The organism is Bordetella parapertussis, from assembly GCF_020735925.1.
GTDB classification, from domain to species: domain Bacteria; phylum Pseudomonadota; class Gammaproteobacteria; order Burkholderiales; family Burkholderiaceae_B; genus Bordetella; species Bordetella pertussis.
In genome coordinates, this window is the sequence record NZ_CP085971.1 from 4682723 (window position 1) to 4701131 (window position 18409).

At 67.4% G+C, this 18409-nt stretch carries 19 protein-coding genes; 10 read left to right on the forward strand and 9 right to left on the reverse strand.

What is annotated here, in order from left to right; all coding sequences use genetic code 11:
* Positions 1–112: 112 nt before the first annotated feature.
* Positions 113–1294 carry a CaiB/BaiF CoA transferase family protein gene (locus LK409_RS22165; protein ID WP_003807546.1) on the forward strand — a complete coding sequence of 394 codons (1182 nt, stop codon included), beginning with the start codon at positions 113–115 and terminating at the stop codon, positions 1292–1294.
* Positions 1291–2121 (forward strand): HpcH/HpaI aldolase/citrate lyase family protein, encoded by an 831-nt coding sequence (locus LK409_RS22170; protein ID WP_010925778.1) that lies wholly within the window; start codon positions 1291–1293, stop codon positions 2119–2121. Before LK409_RS22165 ends, LK409_RS22170 begins: the two co-directional genes overlap by 4 nt.
* Positions 2122–2133: 12 nt before the next feature.
* Here the strand turns inward: LK409_RS22170 and LK409_RS22175 are convergent, their stop codons facing one another.
* The 6 genes from LK409_RS22175 to LK409_RS22200 form a co-directional block, all read right to left on the reverse strand.
* A complete protein-coding gene (locus LK409_RS22175) occupies positions 2134–2859 on the reverse strand; it encodes a GntR family transcriptional regulator (RefSeq protein ID WP_050450674.1) in 726 nt (241 codons plus the stop codon).
* A 67-nt stretch (positions 2860–2926) separates the two neighbouring features.
* Positions 2927–3490, reverse strand: coding sequence for a fumarate hydratase C-terminal domain-containing protein (locus LK409_RS22180; protein WP_010927424.1), 564 nt, complete (start codon positions 3488–3490; stop codon positions 2927–2929).
* 9 nt (positions 3491–3499) lie between these two features.
* Positions 3500–4342, reverse strand: a complete 843-nt coding sequence (locus LK409_RS22185) for a fumarate hydratase (protein WP_010927425.1) — start codon at positions 4340–4342, stop codon at positions 3500–3502.
* Between the two features lie 65 nt (positions 4343–4407).
* Entirely contained in the window at positions 4408–5382 is a 975-nt protein-coding gene (locus tag LK409_RS22190; protein ID WP_003807556.1) for a Bug family tripartite tricarboxylate transporter substrate binding protein, read from the reverse strand.
* Positions 5383–5636: 254 nt separating this feature from the next.
* Positions 5637–6608 carry a tripartite tricarboxylate transporter substrate binding protein gene (locus LK409_RS22195; RefSeq protein ID WP_003807559.1) on the reverse strand — a complete coding sequence of 324 codons (972 nt, stop codon included), beginning with the start codon at positions 6606–6608 and terminating at the stop codon, positions 5637–5639.
* Between the two features lie 50 nt (positions 6609–6658).
* The gene (locus LK409_RS22200; RefSeq protein ID WP_010925779.1) at positions 6659–8548 is read right to left on the reverse strand and encodes a metallophosphoesterase; all 1890 of its coding nucleotides are present in this window, start codon (positions 8546–8548) and stop codon (positions 6659–6661) included.
* An 83-nt stretch (positions 8549–8631) separates the two neighbouring features.
* Here LK409_RS22200 and LK409_RS22205 point away from each other — a divergent pair, with 83 nt between their 5' ends.
* Positions 8632–9441, forward strand: a complete 810-nt coding sequence (locus LK409_RS22205) for an IclR family transcriptional regulator (RefSeq protein WP_003807563.1) — start codon at positions 8632–8634, stop codon at positions 9439–9441.
* A 37-nt stretch (positions 9442–9478) separates the two neighbouring features.
* On the opposite strand, the gene LK409_RS22210 is transcribed toward LK409_RS22205, so the two are convergent.
* From LK409_RS22210 to LK409_RS22220, 3 genes are all read right to left on the reverse strand, one after another.
* On the reverse strand, positions 9479–10117 hold the full coding sequence (locus LK409_RS22210; protein WP_003807569.1) for a CoA transferase subunit B: 639 nt from the start codon (positions 10115–10117) through the stop codon (positions 9479–9481).
* A gap of 13 nt (positions 10118–10130) precedes the next feature.
* Positions 10131–10835, reverse strand: a complete 705-nt coding sequence (locus tag LK409_RS22215) for a CoA transferase subunit A (RefSeq protein ID WP_010927427.1) — start codon at positions 10833–10835, stop codon at positions 10131–10133.
* A gap of 146 nt (positions 10836–10981) precedes the next feature.
* Entirely contained in the window at positions 10982–11926 is a 945-nt protein-coding gene (locus LK409_RS22220) for a LysR family transcriptional regulator (protein WP_010927428.1), read from the reverse strand.
* Positions 11927–12079: 153 nt separating this feature from the next.
* On the opposite strand from LK409_RS22220, the gene LK409_RS22225 reads away from it, so the two are divergent.
* The 7 genes from LK409_RS22225 to LK409_RS22255 all read left to right on the forward strand — a co-directional run bounded on the left by LK409_RS22225 (position 12080) and on the right by LK409_RS22255 (position 18401).
* Entirely contained in the window at positions 12080–12895 is an 816-nt protein-coding gene (locus LK409_RS22225; protein WP_010927429.1) for an enoyl-CoA hydratase/isomerase family protein, read from the forward strand.
* 14 nt (positions 12896–12909) lie between these two features.
* Entirely contained in the window at positions 12910–13800 is an 891-nt protein-coding gene (locus LK409_RS22230; protein ID WP_003807578.1) for an NAD(P)-dependent oxidoreductase, read from the forward strand.
* A gap of 89 nt (positions 13801–13889) precedes the next feature.
* The gene (locus LK409_RS22235; protein ID WP_010927430.1) at positions 13890–15098 is read left to right on the forward strand and encodes an ABC transporter substrate-binding protein; all 1209 of its coding nucleotides are present in this window, start codon (positions 13890–13892) and stop codon (positions 15096–15098) included.
* Positions 15099–15145: 47 nt separating this feature from the next.
* Positions 15146–16009, forward strand: a complete 864-nt coding sequence (locus LK409_RS22240) for a branched-chain amino acid ABC transporter permease (RefSeq protein WP_041937341.1) — start codon at positions 15146–15148, stop codon at positions 16007–16009.
* Positions 16002–16946 (forward strand): branched-chain amino acid ABC transporter permease, encoded by a 945-nt coding sequence (locus tag LK409_RS22245; protein WP_010927432.1) that lies wholly within the window; start codon positions 16002–16004, stop codon positions 16944–16946. The genes LK409_RS22240 and LK409_RS22245 overlap by 8 nt, the downstream gene beginning before the upstream one ends.
* An 8-nt stretch (positions 16947–16954) precedes the next feature.
* On the forward strand, positions 16955–17689 hold the full coding sequence (locus tag LK409_RS22250) for an ABC transporter ATP-binding protein (RefSeq protein ID WP_003807586.1): 735 nt from the start codon (positions 16955–16957) through the stop codon (positions 17687–17689).
* A complete protein-coding gene (locus LK409_RS22255) occupies positions 17679–18401 on the forward strand; it encodes an ABC transporter ATP-binding protein (protein ID WP_003807587.1) in 723 nt (240 codons plus the stop codon). Before LK409_RS22250 ends, LK409_RS22255 begins: the two co-directional genes overlap by 11 nt.
* Positions 18402–18409 lie beyond the last annotated feature (8 nt).

Sequence of the window (18409 nt, forward strand, 5' to 3'; positions counted from 1 at the left end):
TTGTTCCGGTCGCGCCGTGGCGGGCGATAGGCTTTTCTTATGGCCGTATGCGCAAACCGTATTTCCTTCCCCGGCCGCCCAGCCGGTAGATTGTGGCATCTGAACCAGGAGTATGGCTATGACACTTCCCCTGAGCGGCCTGACCGTCGTCTCGCTCGAACAGGCCATCGCGGCGCCGTTCGCCACCCGCCAGCTGGCCGATCTCGGCGCGCGCGTGATCAAGATCGAGCGCCCGGGAGTGGGCGACTTCGCGCGCGCCTACGACGGCCGCGTCAACGGCCTGTCCTCCCATTTCGTCTGGACCAACCGCTCCAAGGAGAGCCTGACGCTGGACGTCAAGCATCCCGAGGCGGCTCCCGTGCTCGACGCGCTGCTGGCCGGCGCGGACGTGCTGGTGCAGAACCTGGCGCCAGGCGCCAGCGCGCGCCTGGGGCTGGACTACGCCACGCTGGCCGGACGGTATCCGCGCCTGATCGTATGCGACATCTCGGGCTACGGCGACAGCGGCCCGTACCGCGACCGCAAGGCCTACGACCTGCTGGTGCAGAGCGAGGCGGGCTTTCTCAGCGTGACCGGCAGCGCCGACGAGCCGGCCAAGGCCGGCTGTTCGATCTCGGACATCGCGGCCGGCATGTACGCGTATTCGAACATCCTCGCGGCCCTGATCGAGCGCGGCATCACCGGCAAGGGCAAGCGCATCGACCTGTCCATGCTGGAAGCCACCGCCGAATGGATGGGCTTTCCGCTGTACTACAGCTATGACGGCGCGCCGCCGCCGCCGCGCAGCGGCGCGGCCCATGCCACCATTTACCCGTACGGGCCGTTTCCGGCGGGCGACGGCAGGACGGTCATGCTGGGGCTGCAGAACGAGCGCGAGTGGGCCGCGTTCTGCGCCACCGTGCTGCGCCAGCCCGGGCTGGCCACCGATGCGCGCTTTGCCAGCAACGCCTTGCGCAACGAGCATCGCGAGGCGCTGCGCGCGCTGATCGTCGAATGCTTCGCGGCGCTGGATTCCGCCACCCTCATGGAGCGGCTGGACGAGGCCCGGATCGCCAACGCGCGCGTCAACACCATGCACGATCTCTGGCAGCATCCCCAGCTGCGCGCGCGCGAGCGCTGGCGCGACGTCGATACGCCGGCCGGCCCCATACCCGCCCTGCTGCCGCCGGGGCAGGAGGCCGGATCGCGCATGGATCCGATCCCCGCCGTCGGCCAGCACACCGATTCGATACTGGCCGGGCTGGGTTTCGGGGCCGACCGGATCGCCGCGCTGCGCGAGGCGAAAGCCGTATGAGCGCGCCGGCCCAGACCTACCTGTTCGTGCCGGGCAGCCGCCCCGAGCGGATCGCCAAGGCCATCGATGCCGGCCCCGATGCGGTGATCGTCGACCTGGAGGACGCCGTGGCGCCGGCCGACAAGCCGGCCGCGCTCGACAGCCTGCGCGCCGGATGGGACGGCCATGCGGCGCGCGCCCAGGCGCAGCGGGTGACCCTGCTGGTGCGCATCAACGCGGCCGATACGCCCTGGCACGCGGCCGACCTGGCTGCCTGCCAGGCGCTCGGCGTGGCGCACGTGGTGGTCCCCAAGGCGGCCGACGCCGATGCGCTGGCGCGCGTGCGGGCGGCGGTGCCCGGGGCCTTGCTCTATCCGCTGATCGAAAGCGCCGAAGGCTACGCGCATCTGCCGGCCGTGGCGGGCGCCGAGGGCGTGGCGCGCCTGATGTTCGGGTCGGTGGACTTGATGCTGGATCTGGGCATCGGCGAGGACGACCAGCCCCTGCATTACTTCCGCAGCCGCCTGGTGCTGGCCTCGCGGCTGGCCGGACTGCCCGCGCCGATCGATGGCGTCTGCGTGGACCTGCGCGACCCCGAGGCGCTTGCCGCGCAAGTACTGCGCGCGCGGCAATTCGGTTTCGGCGCGAAGCTGCTGATCCATCCCGGCCAGATCGCGCCGGTGCGGCGCGGCTTCGCGCCGTCCGAGGCGCAGCGGGCCTGGGCGCGGCGCGTGGTGGACGCGGCGGCCGCGGCCGACGGGGCCGCGGTGGCGGTCGATGGCAAGATGGTGGACCGCCCCGTCCTCATGCAGGCGCAGGCGATCCTGGCCTGTCCGCCGCCCGCTTGAAGCGGCGGCGGCTCAGTGCGAGTCCGAGCGGTGCATCCAGAACGTGAAGCGGAACTTGTGCGCCGAATAGGTGTTGACGGTAATCAGGAAGGGCGTGTTGGCGCGGTCCACGTACAGCCGGGTGATTTCCAGGCCCGGGGTGCCGGGCGCCACGCCCAGCCGGCTTGCCATCTCGCCTTCGATGGCGGTGGCGCCGATGCTCTGCTTGATGTCGGCCACCGCGATGCCGGCCTCGTTCTCGATGATGCGGCACAGCAGGCCCGAACCGTTCGGGATCTTGCCGACGATGCGCTGCCCCACGTCGGGCAGCATATAGGCGTCGTTCCAGCATAGCGGCGTATGGGCCGCGTCCTTCTCGACGCGCAGCATGCGCACGCGCAGCCAGGTCGTGCCGGGCTTGCATTCGAGCGCCTGGGCCAGCGCCTCGTCGGCCACCACCGGGCTGACCTCCAGGATCTGGCGTTCGGTGTGGCTGGCGTAATTGACCAGATCCTCGATGGTGTGGACCGACTTGGTGTACTGGTTGTTGGTGGTGCGCGAACACACTACCGTGCCGGAGCGGCGTTTGCGCGTCACCAGGCCCAGCCCTTCGACGATATCGAGCGCGGCGCGCACCGTGCTGCGGCTGCTCTGGAATTGGGCGGCCAGCGCCAGTTCGTTGGGAAGCTGGTCGCCGATTTCGTATTGGCCCTCGGTGATGCGTTTGACCAGGGTATTGGCGAGTTCTGTATAGCGCAAAGCGGGTTCCGGGAAGGCTGGGGCAGGCGGGCCGGGCCGCGGGCGCCAACCGCCCCGGGCCGTCACCTCAAGCGTTGAGCAGCTGCCTGTATTTTTTTACCTCTTCATCATACATGTCGCGACCATGAGCGTCATTGGTCACCAGCAGCGGGAAATTCTCGATCTCCAGCCGCTGCACGGCTTCGGTCTTGAGGTCTTCGTAGCACACCAGCGTGGCCGACTTGATGCATGAGAACAGCATGGCGGAAATCCCGCCGATGGCCGAGAAGCAGACGGCCACGTTCTCGCGGCACGATTCGCGGATGGCCGGGCCGCGGTTGCCCTTGCCGATGGCCGCCTTGACCCCGTGGTCGAACAGGACCGTGGCGTATGGGTCCATGCGGTAGGCCGAGGTCGGCGCCACCACGCCGATGACGTGGCCGGGCTTGGCCGGGCCCGGGCCGCCGTAGAACACCACATGGCCGGTCAGGTCCACCGGCAGCGGCTCGCCGCGCGCCAGGGTATCGATGAAGCGCTTGTGCGCGGCGTCGCGCGCCATATAGATGACGCCGGACAGAAAGACCTCGTCGCCCGCCTGCAGCTGGCGGATCGCGTCGTCGGTGAGCGGCGTGTCGAGATAGTGCGTCGTCATGGGTTCTCCTCAGATCACCGCCGTCTGGCGACGGCCGGCGTGGCACTGGATGTTGACCGCCACCGGCAGCGCCGTGATGTGGCAGGCGTAGGTTTCGACCGCCACCCACAGGGCCGTCGTCATGCCGCCGTATCCCTGCGGGCCGATGCCCGTCTTGTTGATGGCTTCCAGCAGCTCGGTTTCGAGCTGGGCGATGTGCGGCTCGGGATGGTGCTGGCCGATGTCGCGCAGGATGGCCTGCTTGGCGATCGCCGTGACCTTGTCGAAGCTGCCGCCTATGCCCACGCCCACGGTCAAGGGCGGGCAGGCGGCGCCGCCGGCCGCCTCGATGGCCGCCAGCACGAACTGCTTCACGCCCGCCACGCCCTCGCCGGGCAGCAGGAACTTCATCGTGCTCCAGTTTTCGCTGCCGCCGCCCTTGGGCACCACCGTGAAGCGGATATCGGCGCCGGGCACGATCTCGGTGTGCACCACCGCCGGCGTATTGTCATTGCTGTTGACGCGCAGCAAGGGGTCGCTGACCACCGACTTGCGCATGAATCCCTCGGCGTAGCCCTTGCGCACGCCGGCCTGCACGGCCTGTCCGTAATCGCCGCCCACGATGTGCACATCCTGGCCCACGTCGGCATAGACGATCGTCAGGCCCGTGTCGTGGCAATACGAAACCTGGTTTTCGCGCGCGATCCGGTCGTTGTCGATCAGCTTGAGCAGCACCGACTTGCCCAGCGGCGACACCTCCCGCTCGGCGGCCTGGTGGAAGCTGCGGACCAGGTCGTCCGGCAGCAGGTGGCAGGCGTCGATGCACAGGCGAGCGACGGTATCGGTAATTTCGTTGACGTGAATCTCACGCATTTTGCACCCTTGCTTCTTGAAAATGGTTCAGCCGGGCGCCGCGCCGGCCAGGCCGGCGGCGGCGCTCAATACCCTTCTACCGCGACGTGGGCGTCCTCCACGATTCCTTTCCAGCGCGCTACCTGGTCATGCAGGTAGGCGTTGAACTGTTCCGGCGTGCGGGCCTGCGGCGGGGTCAGCGCCTGCGCCCGCATTTTTTCCACGAACTCGGGCGTGCGCACGGCCTGCAGCAATTCCTTGTTGAGCGTGTCCACGACTTCCTGGGGCGTGCCCTGGGGTGCCACCAGGCCGAAGAAAGCCACCGTCGACAGGTTCTGGAACCCCGCCTCGGCCAGGGTGGGCACGTCGGGCAGGTAGGCCGAGCGCTGGTCGTCCACCACGGCCAGCGCCTTCAGCTGGCCCGCCTGGATGTTGCCGTAGATCGCCGGCAGCGAATCGGAGGTGGCCGCCAGCATGCCGCTCATCACCTTCAGCTTGGATTCCGCGCTGCCCTTGAACGGCGCATGCGTCATCGGGAAGTCCAGCTTCTGCTTGAGCAATTCCATGGTCAGGTGCTGGGTCGAGCCCAGGCCGGCCGAACCGTAGAACAGCTCCCCGGCCTTGGCCGCCTGCACCAGGCCGGCCAGCGAGGTCACGCCCAGGTCGTTGGACACGGCGATGATCTGCGGCGTGGATGCCAGCTCGGCTACCGCGGTGAAGTCGCGCACCGGGTCGTAGTGCGTGGTCTTGGGATAGAGCGCCGGGGCAATCGCGTAAGGCCCCGTGCTGGTCAGCAGCAGCGTATGGCCGTCCGCCTTGGCCTTGGCCACGAACGCGGTGCCGATGCGTCCGCCGCCGCCCGGCTTGTTCTCGACGATGAAGGCCTGGCCGAGCCGGCTGGCCAGCTCCTTGCCGACGAGGCGGGCAATGATGTCGCCGGTCTGGCCGGCGGCAAACGGCACGACGATGGTGACGGCGGAGCCGGGATACGCGGCGTGCGCAGCCCCGCCCGTACAGAGCGCGGCGGTGACGGCCACGGCGGCCAGGGCTTGCTTGAACATGGTTGTCTCCGACAGGGTTGTTATTTGGTGCGGACTATTTAATGGTACGTACCATTGTGTCGGGGATTCTAGGCAGGCAAGCGCGCAGCGGTCAAGAAAAAAGTGATCGGGGGGGGCGGAACGAACTGACCCCGCAGGAGGGGCCTGTCCCGGCGGGGACAGGCCCCCTGGAGTCTGCGTGCGCCAGTCCCCATGCGGGGACAGGCACACCGTGCCTCGGGACGGGGAATCCCGGGCACGATCAGCCTGGTTGCTTAGTGTTTTGCGACGTTGGCCGGCGAGCCGGCGGACCAGCGCTGGTAGTCGCGGGCGACCGTCTTGGCGTAGCTGGCGCCGTCCTCGTACCGCACGGCCTGGCCGTATTTCTGCTGGAACGATTCGATCACTTCCGGGTCGGTCAGCACCGTCTTGAGCGCCTGGGCCAGTTTTTCCTGGGCCACGGCCGGAATGCCGGCAGGCGCGGCCAGCGAGAAATAGGACTCCTGCGCATAGTCGACCAGCCCGGTTTCGCGCAGCGCGGGGACATCGGGCAGCGCGCTCCACCGGCCGGGGCCGGACGACACCAGCATGCGCAGCTTGCCGGCCCGCACCTGCGGCAGGGTCGCATTCGCCGAGGCATTGACCACGTCGATCTGGCCGCCGATCAGGGCGGTGACGCTCTCGTTGTCGCCCTTGTAGGGGATGAACTGCCACTGCATGCCCAGGTCGCGGCCCAGGCGGTTCATCACCAGTTCGTTGGTGGTGCCGGCCCCCAGCGTGCCGAACGACAGCTTGCCGGGGTTGGCCTTGCCGTAGTCGACCAGTTCCTTGAAGGTCTTCCACGGCGCGTCGGCGCGCACGAAGATGCCATAGTCGTACGGGCCCACCACGGCGAGGTGGCTGAAGTCCTTCAGGGGGTCGTAGGGCACGGCCTGCTGGTGCGGAATGATGGTCAGGGTCGGGTAGTTGACCGTGCCCAGGGTGTAGCCGTCCGGCTTGGCGCGCGCGATATTCGACACGCCGACGATGCCGCCGGCGCCAGGCTTGTTGACGACCACCACCGATTGTCCGATTTGCTTCTCCAGTCGCATCGCGATGTCGCGCGCGACGGCGTCGGTGGTGCTGCCGGGGGGGAACTGCACAATCATCTGCAAGGGGTTTTCGGGCCACTGCGCGGCGGCGGCAGGGGACGCCACCGCCAGCGTGGCGGCGAGGGCGGCAAGGGTATGGGCCAGGCGTTTCATCATGGTTTTTCCTCAAGGGGCGGCTGCGCTGGCGCAGCACGGGCCGGATTGCGTCAGAACGAAATGTCCCGGCCGATCCGTACATCCAGGGTCTGGTCGCCGAGCGCGATGCGCACGGTGGATTGGGCGGGCTCGCGCGTAATGGCGCCGATGCGCACCGCGTGGCCGCGCAGGCGTTCGGACAGCCGGCGCAGCACGGTGGCGGCCGGACGCGGGTTGTTGCGCCGGTCCACCAGCCCATGGCGGGCGAAGTAGCCACGGTCGATATCCATGAAGGTGTCCAGCGTCATGGGCACATCGGGATAGGCCGCCTTGGCGATGGCCGCCTCGGCCACTCGCGCCGCCTGGGCCTGGTCATCGTCGTTGACCAGGGCGGACTTGCGGTTGGCCAGGTTGATGTGCAGCGCAATGGCGACGCCATGGCTGGCCGCCTGCTCCACGGCCTGCCGCACGGATTCCAGCACCGGCTCGTCGCCGGCGATGCGCACCACCACGCCCGGCGCGGACGCGTCGGCCCGCTGGGGGCGAAAGCGCGCCAGGTGGTCCAGCTCGCCAAGCGCGATGCCGCTGGTCATGTTGTGGTCGTACTGGCCTTGCGAGTGGCTCGACGGCGGCTGCATGACCGGCGCGACGAACAGGCGGATGCCGCGTCGCGCGAACTGGCCGGCGGCGTGCGCGGCGATCGCGCTGTCCGGGCCTATCCATTCATAGCCCTCGAGCGCCGGGCCGAGCGAGGCCAGCCGCTCCAGCAGGTGCGCGTCGGGCACGGCGGTGCCGAATACCAGACAGCGGTGGCCCAGCTCGCCCAGCAGCCTGACCCGCTCGAATGCCTGTTCGTCCGCGATGTCGTGGATCGGCAGGCGCACGCCGCGCATGCCGGCATCCCACAGGTTCAGGATGTAATAGTCGTTGCGTACGCGCTTGCGCACGAAGGCGTCCAGCGGCGGGTTGTAGGGCAGGGCTTCGACGCGGGCCCAATCGTGGCGGAAGTCGGCGGCAACCGTGCCGGCCGCGTGCTCGCGCACGTCGCCTTCCACCTGCAGGGCGATCTCCTCGCCCTGGGCCGGGTCGGTCGAGCCATAGGTGCGCACGAAGCGCGCGATATGGCCGTGTTCGTGGATATCGACCACGAAGAAACCGAATTTGCCCAGGTCGTTGCGGCCCAGCTCTTCGCCCGGCTCGACGCGGAAGAGCTCGGCGTAGTCCTGGCGGAAATTGGTGGACGACGGCAGCGCATAGGACCACATGCCCGCATGGCGGTTCAGGAAGAACGTGTGCACGTGCCCGGCGAACAAGGCCTCCACGCCGGCGCTGGCGGTAAGCTCCAGCAGGCGGCGGCGCGGCCCGTGGTCGATATTGTCGTAATGGTTTTCCTCGTCCGGCGCCGTGACGAACGGCGGGTAGTGCGTGAACAGGAACAGCCGCCGGCCGGCTGCCTTTTCCTCGGCGAGCCGGCTTTGCAGGAACTGCCATTGCGCGTCTTCCTGCGGCAATCCTGAGCCGAGCAGGCAGGCGTTGATAATGATGAAACAGACATTGCCTTCGGTGAAGGCCTGCCACTGCGCGCCGAAGTGTTGCTCGTACTTGCCGCAGCTGTCGGCCGAAATGCAGGCGGCCGGGTTGCCGGGCAGGTGCTTGTCGCCGATATCGTGGTTGCCGGGGGCGATATAGAACGGCGCCTGCAGTCCCCGGTACAGCGTGGTGGCGAAATCCGCAGCGCCGTCATAGTCGGTCGAATGCGGCAGCGGGTGCACCACGTCGCCCACGTGGACGGTGAAGGCCGGCGCGATCCGGTTGATCGCCGCCACCACCACCTCATTGCGGGGGTTGGCCAGATGGTTGGTCTGCCACGGCGAGGTGTTGCCCGCGTTCACGGGGTTCAGGTGCGAATCCGCGACAACCGCGAAGCGCAGCAGGCGGCGGCCGCTGGTGAAGTTGCTCATGTTGATTAAATTCAATATAATGGAATTGATGAATAATTATTTGAGTGTCGTTTTATATTCTGAGCTTGGAGAGGATGTCAATCATGGCTAACCTGCCGTTCGACCTGGTGCCGCGCGCCGAGCTCGAGCACGAACCGCGCTTTGCCTCGACGCTCGCCAACGGGCTGGACATCCTGCGCTGCTTCTCGGCCGCGCAGCCCACCTTGGGCAACAAGGAAATCTCCGAGGCGCTGGGGCTGTCGCGTCCCACCGTGGCGCGCCTGACTTTCACCCTGGTCACATTGGGCTATCTGCGCCGCGACGACGCCAGCAAGCGCTACTCGCTGGCGCCCGGCGTGCTGTCATTGATCTATCCGCTGCTGCTGCAGCTGACCGTGCGGCGCGTGGCCGAGCACGATCTGGCGGCGCTGTCCGAGAAAGCGGGGGGGCCGGTTTCCATCGGTACGCGCGACAGGCTGCAAGTGGTCTACGTGGACACCATCCACGATCGCGGCAATAACGGCGCCAAGCCGGACATCGGCTCGTCGCGCCCCTTGCTGCATACGGCCATGGGCCGCGCGCTGCTCTATACCTTCGATGCCGCCGAACGCGAGCTGCTGATGCCGCTGCTTCTGGAGCAGGAGCCGCAACAGGGCGATGCCGCGCGGGCCGCGCTGGAAGAGGCTTTCGCGCAGATTGCGCGCACGGGATTCTGCACCAGCTATGGCAGCTGGCGGCCGGAGCTGGCCGGCCTGGCGGCGCCGCTGCGCTATCGCGCCGGCGACCTGCCGTTCGCCATCAACCTGACGCTGCCTATCGATGCGGTCAAGGATGGCCGGGCCGAGCAGGAGTTCGGCCCCTACCTGGCGCGGCTGGCGCAAAGCATAGACAGGCGCCTGGGCGTGGACGTGTGACGCCGGGGGCGGGCGCGCAGGGCGCGCGCCCGTTGTCTCAGTGGCAGGCGAAGGCCAGCCGCGGCTCGGTTTTCTCCTGCACCATCTCGGCCGATACGCCCGGCGCCAGTTCGGTGACCACCAGCCCGTCGGCGGTGACATCCATGACGGCCAGGTCGGTAATGATCTGGTGCACCACGCGCTTGCCGGTAAGCGGCAGCGAGCATTGCTCGAGAATCTTCAGGCCGCCGTCGCGGGTGTTGTGTTCCATGAGCACGATCACGCGCCGCACGCCGCCCACCAGGTCCATGGCGCCGCCCATGCCCTTGACCATCTTGCCGGGAATCATCCAGTTGGCCAGGTCGCCGCACGCGCTGACCTGCATGGCGCCGAGTATGGTCAGGTCCATGTGCCCGCCCCGTATCATGGCGAACGACATGGATGACGAGCAGATCGACGCGCCCGGCACCGTCGTGATGGTCTGCTTGGCGGCGTCGATCAGGTCGGCGTCGATTTCGTCCTCATAGGGCGGCGGGCCGATGCCGATCAACCCGTTCTCCGATTGCAGCCAGACCTGCATGCCTTGCGGTACGTACTGCACCACCTTGGTCGGCAGGCCGATGCCCAGGTTGACGTAGTCGCCGTCATGCAGCTCGCGCGCGGCGCGCGCGGCCATTTGTTCGTGTGTCCAAGCCATGTCCGGGTGCTCCTTATTGACCGCGCGTACGGAAACTCTTGCGTTCGATGCGCTTTTCCGGGTTCGGCACCACGATGATGCGGTCCACGAAAATGCCTGGCAGGTGCACCGCGTCGGGGTCCATCTCGCCCGCCTCCACCAGCTCCTCGACTTCGGCGATGGTGACGCCGCCCGCCATCGCGTCCTCGGGGTTGAAGTTGCGCGCGGTGCGCGAGAAGACGAGGTTGCCCGACGTGTCGGCCCGCTGCGCCTTGACCAGCGAGACATCCGCCTTGAGGGCCTGCTCCATGACGTAGGTGTCGCCGCCGAAGTCGCGCGTTTCCTTGTTCTCCTCGACCACGGTGCCGACCCCGGTGCGGGTGAAGAAGGCCGCGATGCCCGCGCCGCCGGCGCGCAGGCGCTCGACCAGCGTGCCCTGCGGATTGAATTCCAGCTCCAGCTCGCCGTTGAGGTACTGGCGCTCGAATTCCTTGTTCTCGCCCACGTACGAGGCGATCATGCGCTTGATCTGGCGCGTCTGCAGCAGCAGCCCCAGGCCGAAATCGTCCACGCCCGCGTTATTGCTGATGCAGGTCAGGTTGGCCACGCCGCTGTCGCGCAGGCCCTCGATAAGCGTGGAAGGAATGCCGCACAGGCCAAAGCCGCCCACGGCGATGGTCTGGCCATCCTTGATTACGCCGCTCAATGCCGCGGCCGCGTCTTCGAAAATCTTGGTCATTTTCCAGCCGAAGTTCCAGGGTTGAATGTCGTCGGTTCGAGGGCTCAATACTATTGAAGCCACCGCGCTGGAACAACGGATCTGGCGCACGCTTATTGTGCATCTGTGCACAGCCGGGGGCGCGCCGCCGGCTGGGCCCGGCGCGCTCAGCTCGGGGGATGGAACAGATCGGGGTGCTGCGCCATCAGCTGGCGGATGAAGTTCCACACCGACTGGTAGCGCTTGATCCGCAGCAGATCCTCGGGCGCGGCGATCCACAGGCTGCGGGTAATGAGCGGCCGGCCGGGAAACACCTCGACCAGGTCGGCCTGGCCGGCATTCGCCACGTACGGCGTGAGCAGCACCAGCCCCATGCCGGCGACCGCCGCCGCCCGCTGCGCCAGCACGCTGGTGGTGGTGAAGCTGCGCCGGGGCTGCGGCACCAGCTCTTCGAGCACGCGATAGCGTTCGCTGACGGACCCGTCATGGATGTAGTCCACGAACTCGTGCTGCGCCACGTCGCTCAGCTGGCGGATGGGCGGGTGGGACTTCTTGTATCCGGCCGAGCAATAGAGGAAGTAATGGATCTGCGCCAGCTTGGCCACCTTGTAGCGCCCCATGGCCGGCGGTTCCAGCGTCACGAGTATCTCGACTTCGCGCGTGACCAGGCTGGGAAACTGGGGCTGCGCCATCAGTTCGACATTCAGCCCGGGGTGCGTCTGGCGCAGCCGCGCCAGGCTGGGCGCCAGCACGTTGATGCCGAACGCCTCGGGGGTTCCGACGCGCACCGTGCCTTCGATGAAGTCCGCCAGCCCGAGGCTTTCCTCGACGGCGGCCAGCAGGACGCTTTCCATCTTCTCGGCGTGCGGGATCAGCGCATTGCCCGCGTCGGTCAGGGAATACCCGCTGCGCCGCCGGTCGAACAGCACCACTTTCAGCTTGGCCTCGAGCCGGTCGATGCGGCGCGAAACCGTGGAGTGCTCGATGCCCAGACGCTCGCCCGCCAATGAGATGGTGCCCAGGCGGGCGACGGTGAGAAAGACCTTGAGGTCATTCCATTCGGGGTACTTGTCCATGCGCCAATTGTGCATCAATGCACAGTAAGGGTGCAATGGTTACCTTTGATATCGCCCATGCGGAACGCACAATGACGGCTCGAAATCGGCCCGTTTGTCGCAGCCTTTCCGACATGCCGGCGCCGCTGCCGCGACCCTGCGTCGTCGTGCCCGCGGGCTTGCCCGGCGGGGCCTCTTCTGGAGTTGGAAGTGACTGGAACCGAGCGCTATCAGAACTATCAGGTGATCGAATTCGACCGTCCCGCGCCGCGCGTGCTGCGCCTGACGCTGAACCGGCCCGAACGCATGAACGCGCTGGATTCGCGCGGCCATGCGGAGCTGGCCGACGTATGGCGCGACATCGATGCGGATCCCGATGTCAGCGCCGTGGTGCTGCGCGGCGCCGGGCGCGCCTTTTCCGCGGGCGGCGATTTCAGCATGCTCGAGGAAATGAACGAGGACTTCAAGGTCCGGGCCCGTGTGTGGCGCGAGGCGCGCGACCTGGTCTACAACATCGTGAACTGTTCCAAGCCCATCGTCTCGGCCATCCGCGGCCCGGCGGTCGGCGCGGGCCTGGTCGCGGCCTTGCTGGCCGATATCTCGGTGGCGGCGAAGTCGGCCCGCATCGTCGACGGCCACACCAAGCTGGGCGTGGCCGCGGGCGACCATGCCGCCATCGTCTGGCCGCTGCTGTGCGGCATGGCCAAGGCCAAGTACCACCTGATGCTGTGCGAGCCGCTCAACGGCGAACAGGCCGAGGCCCTGGGCCTGGTGTCCCTGTGCGTCGAGGACGACGCCCTGGAGGACAAGGCGCTGGAGATCGCGCAACGGCTGGCGGCCGGCGCGCCGGCCGCGTTGCGCTGGACCAAGTACGCCCTGAACAACTGGCTGCGCCAGGCGGGCCCGATCTTCGATACGTCGCTGGCGCTCGAGTTCATGGGCTTTGGCAGTCCGGAGGCGAAGGAGGGCGTCAGCGCCCTGATGGAAAAGCGCGCGCCGGCGTTCGACCAGGACATCGCGATCTAGGGCGCAAACCAATCATGACACCTATCAAGACCGTGGCCTTCATCGGCGTTGGCAACATGGGCGCGCCCATGGCGCGTTGCGCGCGGCGCGCCGGCTTCGAACTCATCGTGTGCGACCGCAACCCGGATGTGCTGGCGGCGTTCGCGCAGGAGGGCGTGCGGGTGACGGCGTCGATATCGGACTGCGCGGCCGCCGACGCGGTCGTGGTGCTGCTGGCCAACGATGCCCAGATCATGGAAACCATGCTCGGCGGGCAGGGCCTGGCCCAGGCCGTGCCCGCGGGACACCGGCCGATCGTCTGCATGATGAGCACCACCTTGCCCGATACGCTGCGCGCGCTCGAGGCGCCGCTGGCGGCCGTGGGCGCGCGCCTGGTCGATGCGCCGGTCAGCGGGGGCATCGTCGGCGCCGAGGCCGGCACGCTCACCATCATGATGGGCGGCGAGACCGCCGATGTCGAGGCGGTGCGGCCGCTGATGCAGGCCATGGGCGAGCGCCTCTTTCATTGCGGCGCGCTGGGTTCGGCCGAAATCGCCAAGGTCATCAACAACATGCTGTGCGTGGCCAATATGTTCCTGACGGCCGAAGCCATCGAACTGGCCGAAAGCCACGGCGTGGCGTTCGAAAGCCTGACGCCCATCCTGTCGGTCAGCACTGGCCTGAACTTCCTTACGGCCGATGCGCCCACCGCGCGCGCGCAATACGGCGCATGGGCGCGCTCCGAGCAGGCCTATGCGGCCATACACCAGATCGTCGGCAAGGACCTGCACCTGGCCCTGAAGCTGGCGCAGCTGGCCAGCCTCGACCTGGGCCTGCTCAAAAGCGTTTCGCAGTACGTGGATGCGGACGATCCGCAAGCCATGGCCCGCTGGATGCGCGGCGGGCGCGCGGCGAGTGCGGCATAGGGCACGCGCCATTGCCCGCCCCGCGGCATGCCGGCCAACCGGCAAGAGCCGGTGCAAACCGGCAACAACATCTACAACAAGGAGATACCATGAAGCAACTCAAACACGCGCTCGCGGCCGCTTCCCTGTCCGCGCTCGTCATGGCGGCGGGCAGTGCCCACGCGCAGGAATCCAAGACCCTCATTCTTGGCGTGTCGGCGCCGATGTCCGGCGCGGCGGCCACCTGGGGGCTGGGCCAGGAGTGGACCGCCAAGCAGGCGGCCAAGGAGATCAACGACGCCGGCGGCGTCAAGATCGGCGGCACTACCTATAAATTCGAAGTGCGCGCCTACGACAACAAGTACAACGCCGCCGAGGGCACCAAGGTGGCGCAGAACATCGTCAATCGCGACAAGTCGCGCTATGTCGTCGGCAGCATCGGCACCGCGCCCATCCTGGCCCTGCAATCGCTGACCGAGCGCAACGGCGTCATCCTGTTCACCTCGGCCTGGGGCAAGACGGTCAAGGGCCCGCAGAAGCCCTACACGCTGACGCAATCCAACACGCCGTTCGAGATCCTCGCGCCGCTCTATGACTACGTGAAGGCCAAGCATCCCGCCATCAAGACCGTGGCCATGCTCAACCCGAACGATGCCACCGGCAAGGAAACCGAACCCGTGGCGCAGAAGGCCTGGGAAAAACTCGGCGTCAAGGTCGTTTCCGTCAATTGGTACGAGCGCGGCACCACGCAATTCCAGCCCATCGCCCAGAAGCTGGCGGCGGTCAAGCCGGATGCGATCGACCTGGGCGTGACGCCGCCGGCCGACGCGGGCGTGGTGTTCCGTGAGCTCAGCGTGCTGGGCTGGAACGGCGTCAAGGTCCAGCCGGTGGGCACCGGCGCGGCGCAGCTGGTCGAGATCGGCGGCAAGGCGGCCGATGGCGTGTACATGGGCTTTTCCGGCGACTACGAAGGCGCGCAGGCTACCGCCAAGCAGCGCGAGCTCAACGAAGGCATGAAGAAGGCCATCGGCGAGTCGCTCAATCCGCTGCAGCTGGCGCCGTACGACTCGGTGTACGCGCTCAAGGCCGGCATGGAGGCCGCCAACAGCATCGAGCCCGCGGACATCGTCAAGGCCCTGCCCACGATTGTCTTCGAGACCTCGTACGGCAAGACCGCGTTCGGCGGCGCGCAAACCTATGGCTCGCCCCAGCAGATGCTGATCCCGATCATGATCACCCAGATCCAGGACGGCAAGCTGGTCGAAGTCGAGCGGGTCGTGCCGCAAGAGCTGCAGCAACGCCTGGCGAAGTCGAACTGAACCGGCGGGGCCGGCACTGGAGGAGGGGGGAGAAGTTGGACGTCTACATGCAATTGACCATGAACAGTCTGCAGATCGCCGCGGCGTACATACTGTTCTCGTTGGGCCTGACGCTGATCTTCGGCGTCATGCGGATCGTGAACTTCGCGCACGGCGAGTTCTTCACCCTGCCTCTGCTGGTCATGGGCGTGCTGGTGCCGCTGCTGGTCGGCGCGCAGCTGCCGCTCATCGTGTCCTATGCGCTGAGCGGCGTGCTGGGCATCGCGGCCACGCTGCTGCTGGGCGGGCTTATCTACAAGTTCGCCCTCAAGCGCTTCCTGCGCGACATGACCGGCTCTTTCGTGGTGTCGGTCGGCCTCTCGCTGCTGCTGCAAGGGGTCTTCCTGGAGACTTTCGGCGGCGTGCCGACCAAGCTGCCCACGCTGGTGGAGGGCACGGTGAACATCCTGGGCGCGTTCGTTACCGTCCAGCGCCTCATCATCACCGGCTGCGCGCTGCTGGTGGCCGTGTTCATGTGCTGGACGATCGTTTCCAGCCGCCTGGGCAAGGCCTTGCGTGCGGTGGCCGAGGACCATGAGGCCGCCATGCTCCAGGGCATTCCCTACCGCCGCATCGCCCTGGCCGGCTTCCTCATCGCGACCGTGCTCGCGGCGATCGCCGCGGTCCTGCTTTCGCCGGTCACGGTATCGAGCCCGATCATCGGCAACGACTACCTCATCCGCGGCTTCATCGCCATCGTGATCGGCGGCCTGGGCAGCATTCCCGGCGCCATCCTGGGCAGCGTCCTGATCGCGGTCATAGAGAGCCTGGGCGGGTATTACTTCGACCCCACCTGGGCCACCATCACGATGTTCGCCCTGACCATGTTTGTACTGCTCGTTCGTCCGAAGGGGATCCTGGGAAATGGCTAAACCGTTCTTCACGCCGGCAGCCGCCGCCATCGTCCTGGTGGCGCTGGCCGGCGGTCTGCTACAGGGCGGCGGCCTCGCCGCCAGCCTGGTGCTGTGGCTGGCGATCAATGTGCTGATCACCGCCAGCTTCCGGTTCGTCACGCTCATCGGCGAACTCAACTTCGCGGTCGCCGGTTTCGTGGGCCTGGGCGCCTATATGGCCGGGGTGGCCGCGGTCCAGCTCGAATGGCCGTTCCTGCTCACCCTGGCGGCCAGCGCCGTGTTCGCCGGCCTGGTGAGCCTGGTGTTCGGATACATCACCCTGCGCGCCAAGGGGGCGTACTTCATGCTGATCAGCTTCGCCTTCACCGAAGTGATCCGCATGATCTACACCAAGACCGAGGCCGTGGGCGGCAGTTCCGGCATGATCGGCATATTCGCGCCGGCCTACCTGGAGGCGTACTACCCCGCCTTTGTCATCGCCGTCGTGCTGGCCTTGCTGTGGGTGTTGTGGCGCCTGGAGAAATCCGATTTCGGCAAAGTGCTGGTGGCCATCCGCAACAACGATGCCATCGTCGAGACCGTGGGGATCAACGTGCACCTGACCAAGGTGCTGTGCCTGGGCGTGTCGTCTTTCGTGGCCGGGATCGCCGGCGCCTTGCTGGCCTATGCCAACAACGTGATCGGCCCGGGCGACTTCGGCTTCCTGCTGGCCGTCTACGCGCTGGCGTACCTGAAGGTGGGCGGCGAGTCGCACATCCTGGGCGCGGTGGTCGGCGCGATCGTGCTGACCCTGCTGGGGCAGTTCGCGCTCAGCTTCGGGCCCTACGAGCATATCTTCTATGGCGCGGCGATTGTCATCTCGGTGCTCCTGATGCCGGGCGGCCTGATCGGCCTGGGCCGGTACTTCAACAGGCGGCCGCCCAAGCTGGGCGCGGCGGCCAAATCGCAAGCGTAGGTGGCGCCATGGATGCTCAAGTTCTACTGAAAGTCGAGGGCATGACGCGCCGCTTCGGCGGGCTGGTGGCCGTCAAGGACCTCAGCTTCGAGGTCCGCGAGGGCGAGATCCTGGGTCTGATCGGGCCCAACGGCGCCGGCAAGAGCACCACGTTCAATGTGGTCAGCGGGTACTACAAGCCGACCAGCGGGCGGCTCGCGTTCAAGGGGCGGGACATCACCGGTCTGGGGCCGGCGCGGATCGCGCGCCAGGGCCTGGTGCGTACCTTCCAGCACGACAGCCTGCTGCGCGAGATGACGGTGTACGACAACATCGTCGTGGGCACCTTTGCGATGCTGCGCCAGCGGCACGAGCGCGACGCGCGGGTACGCGAGACGGCCGCGCTCATGGGGCTGACCGAGGTGCTGGACGAAGTCGCCGGCAACCTGCCGCATGGCCTGCAGCGCCTGGTCAGCATCGCCATCGCCTTCGCGGCGCGTCCCAGCCTGCTGTGCCTGGATGAACCCTTGACCGGCCTGAACCAGACCGAGGCGATGGCAGTGCTGGCGATTTTCCGGCGCATGCGCGAGGAGCACGGCATCTCCATCCTGCTGGTCGAGCACAACATGAAGGCCGTCATGGATATCTGCGACCGCATCGTCGTGCTCGACTACGGCGTATTCCTCGCCACGGGGACGCCGCAGGAAATCCAGACCAATCCGGACGTGATTTCGGCCTACCTGGGGAAACGGCATGAAAAATAACGACCATGCGCTCGACGTGGACGGCCTGTCGGTCAAGTACGGCATCGTGCCGGCAGTCAACGCCGCCAGCTTCGCGGTGCGCAAAGGCAGCATCGCCACGATCGTCGGCTCCAACGGCGCGGGCAAGTCGACCATCATGAAGGCGCTGACCGGCCTGGTCGCGCCCGCCGCCGGCCGCGTGCGGCTCTACGGCGAAGACATCACCGGCCTGGCGCCCGACGCCCTGGTCGAACGCGGCCTGGTGCTGGTGCCGGAAGGCCGCCGCCTGTTCAAGGGCATGACGGTCGGCGAGAACCTCGAGCTGGGCGCCTATCGAGAGAAGGACAAACGCGCCATCCGGCACGGCATCGAGGGCGTGCTGGCGCGCTTTCCGGCGCTCAAGAGCCGCCTGGGCTCGCTGGCCGGCAGCCTGAGCGGCGGCCAGCAGCAGATGGTGGCGGTGGGGCGGGCCTTGATGGCCAAGCCCCGCCTGCTCCTGCTCGACGAACCCACCATCGGGCTGGCGCCGGCCATCGTCGACACCATCGCGCAGATCATCCAGGACATCGCCGCCGAGGGGGTGGACGTGATGCTGGTGGAGCAGAACGCCGAGATGGCCCTGGAGATCGCCACCCATGCCTTCATCCTGGAGCGCGGCGAGATCCAGCTGGAAGGCCCAGCCGCCGAGCTGGCCAGCAGCGAGGCCGTGCGCAAGGCGTACCTGGGAATCTGAACGCCCGC

What these genes read in the sequence shown, in the direction of transcription:
- LK409_RS22165 (WP_003807546.1), top strand. Translation starts at nt 113, where the DNA reads ATGGCTATGACACTTCCCCTGAGCGGCCTGACCGTCGTCTCGCTCGAA.
- LK409_RS22170 (WP_010925778.1), top strand. Translation starts at nt 1,291, where the DNA reads ATGAGCGCGCCGGCCCAGACCTACCTGTTCGTGCCGGGCAGCCGCCCC.
- LK409_RS22180 (WP_010927424.1), bottom strand. Translation starts at nt 3,490, where the DNA reads ATGACGACGCACTATCTCGACACGCCGCTCACCGACGACGCGATCCGC.
- LK409_RS22185 (WP_010927425.1), bottom strand. Translation starts at nt 4,342, where the DNA reads ATGCGTGAGATTCACGTCAACGAAATTACCGATACCGTCGCTCGCCTG.
- LK409_RS22190 (WP_003807556.1), bottom strand. Translation starts at nt 5,382, where the DNA reads ATGTTCAAGCAAGCCCTGGCCGCCGTGGCCGTCACCGCCGCGCTCTGT.
- LK409_RS22195 (WP_003807559.1), bottom strand. Translation starts at nt 6,608, where the DNA reads ATGATGAAACGCCTGGCCCATACCCTTGCCGCCCTCGCCGCCACGCTG.
- LK409_RS22200 (WP_010925779.1), bottom strand. Translation starts at nt 8,548, where the DNA reads ATGAGCAACTTCACCAGCGGCCGCCGCCTGCTGCGCTTCGCGGTTGTC.
- LK409_RS22205 (WP_003807563.1), top strand. Translation starts at nt 8,632, where the DNA reads ATGGCTAACCTGCCGTTCGACCTGGTGCCGCGCGCCGAGCTCGAGCAC.
- LK409_RS22210 (WP_003807569.1), bottom strand. Translation starts at nt 10,117, where the DNA reads ATGGCTTGGACACACGAACAAATGGCCGCGCGCGCCGCGCGCGAGCTG.
- LK409_RS22215 (WP_010927427.1), bottom strand. Translation starts at nt 10,835, where the DNA reads ATGACCAAGATTTTCGAAGACGCGGCCGCGGCATTGAGCGGCGTAATC.
- LK409_RS22230 (WP_003807578.1), top strand. Translation starts at nt 12,910, where the DNA reads ATGACACCTATCAAGACCGTGGCCTTCATCGGCGTTGGCAACATGGGC.
- LK409_RS22235 (WP_010927430.1), top strand. Translation starts at nt 13,890, where the DNA reads ATGAAGCAACTCAAACACGCGCTCGCGGCCGCTTCCCTGTCCGCGCTC.
- LK409_RS22240 (WP_041937341.1), top strand. Translation starts at nt 15,146, where the DNA reads ATGCAATTGACCATGAACAGTCTGCAGATCGCCGCGGCGTACATACTG.
- LK409_RS22245 (WP_010927432.1), top strand. Translation starts at nt 16,002, where the DNA reads ATGGCTAAACCGTTCTTCACGCCGGCAGCCGCCGCCATCGTCCTGGTG.
- LK409_RS22250 (WP_003807586.1), top strand. Translation starts at nt 16,955, where the DNA reads ATGGATGCTCAAGTTCTACTGAAAGTCGAGGGCATGACGCGCCGCTTC.
- LK409_RS22255 (WP_003807587.1), top strand. Translation starts at nt 17,679, where the DNA reads ATGAAAAATAACGACCATGCGCTCGACGTGGACGGCCTGTCGGTCAAG.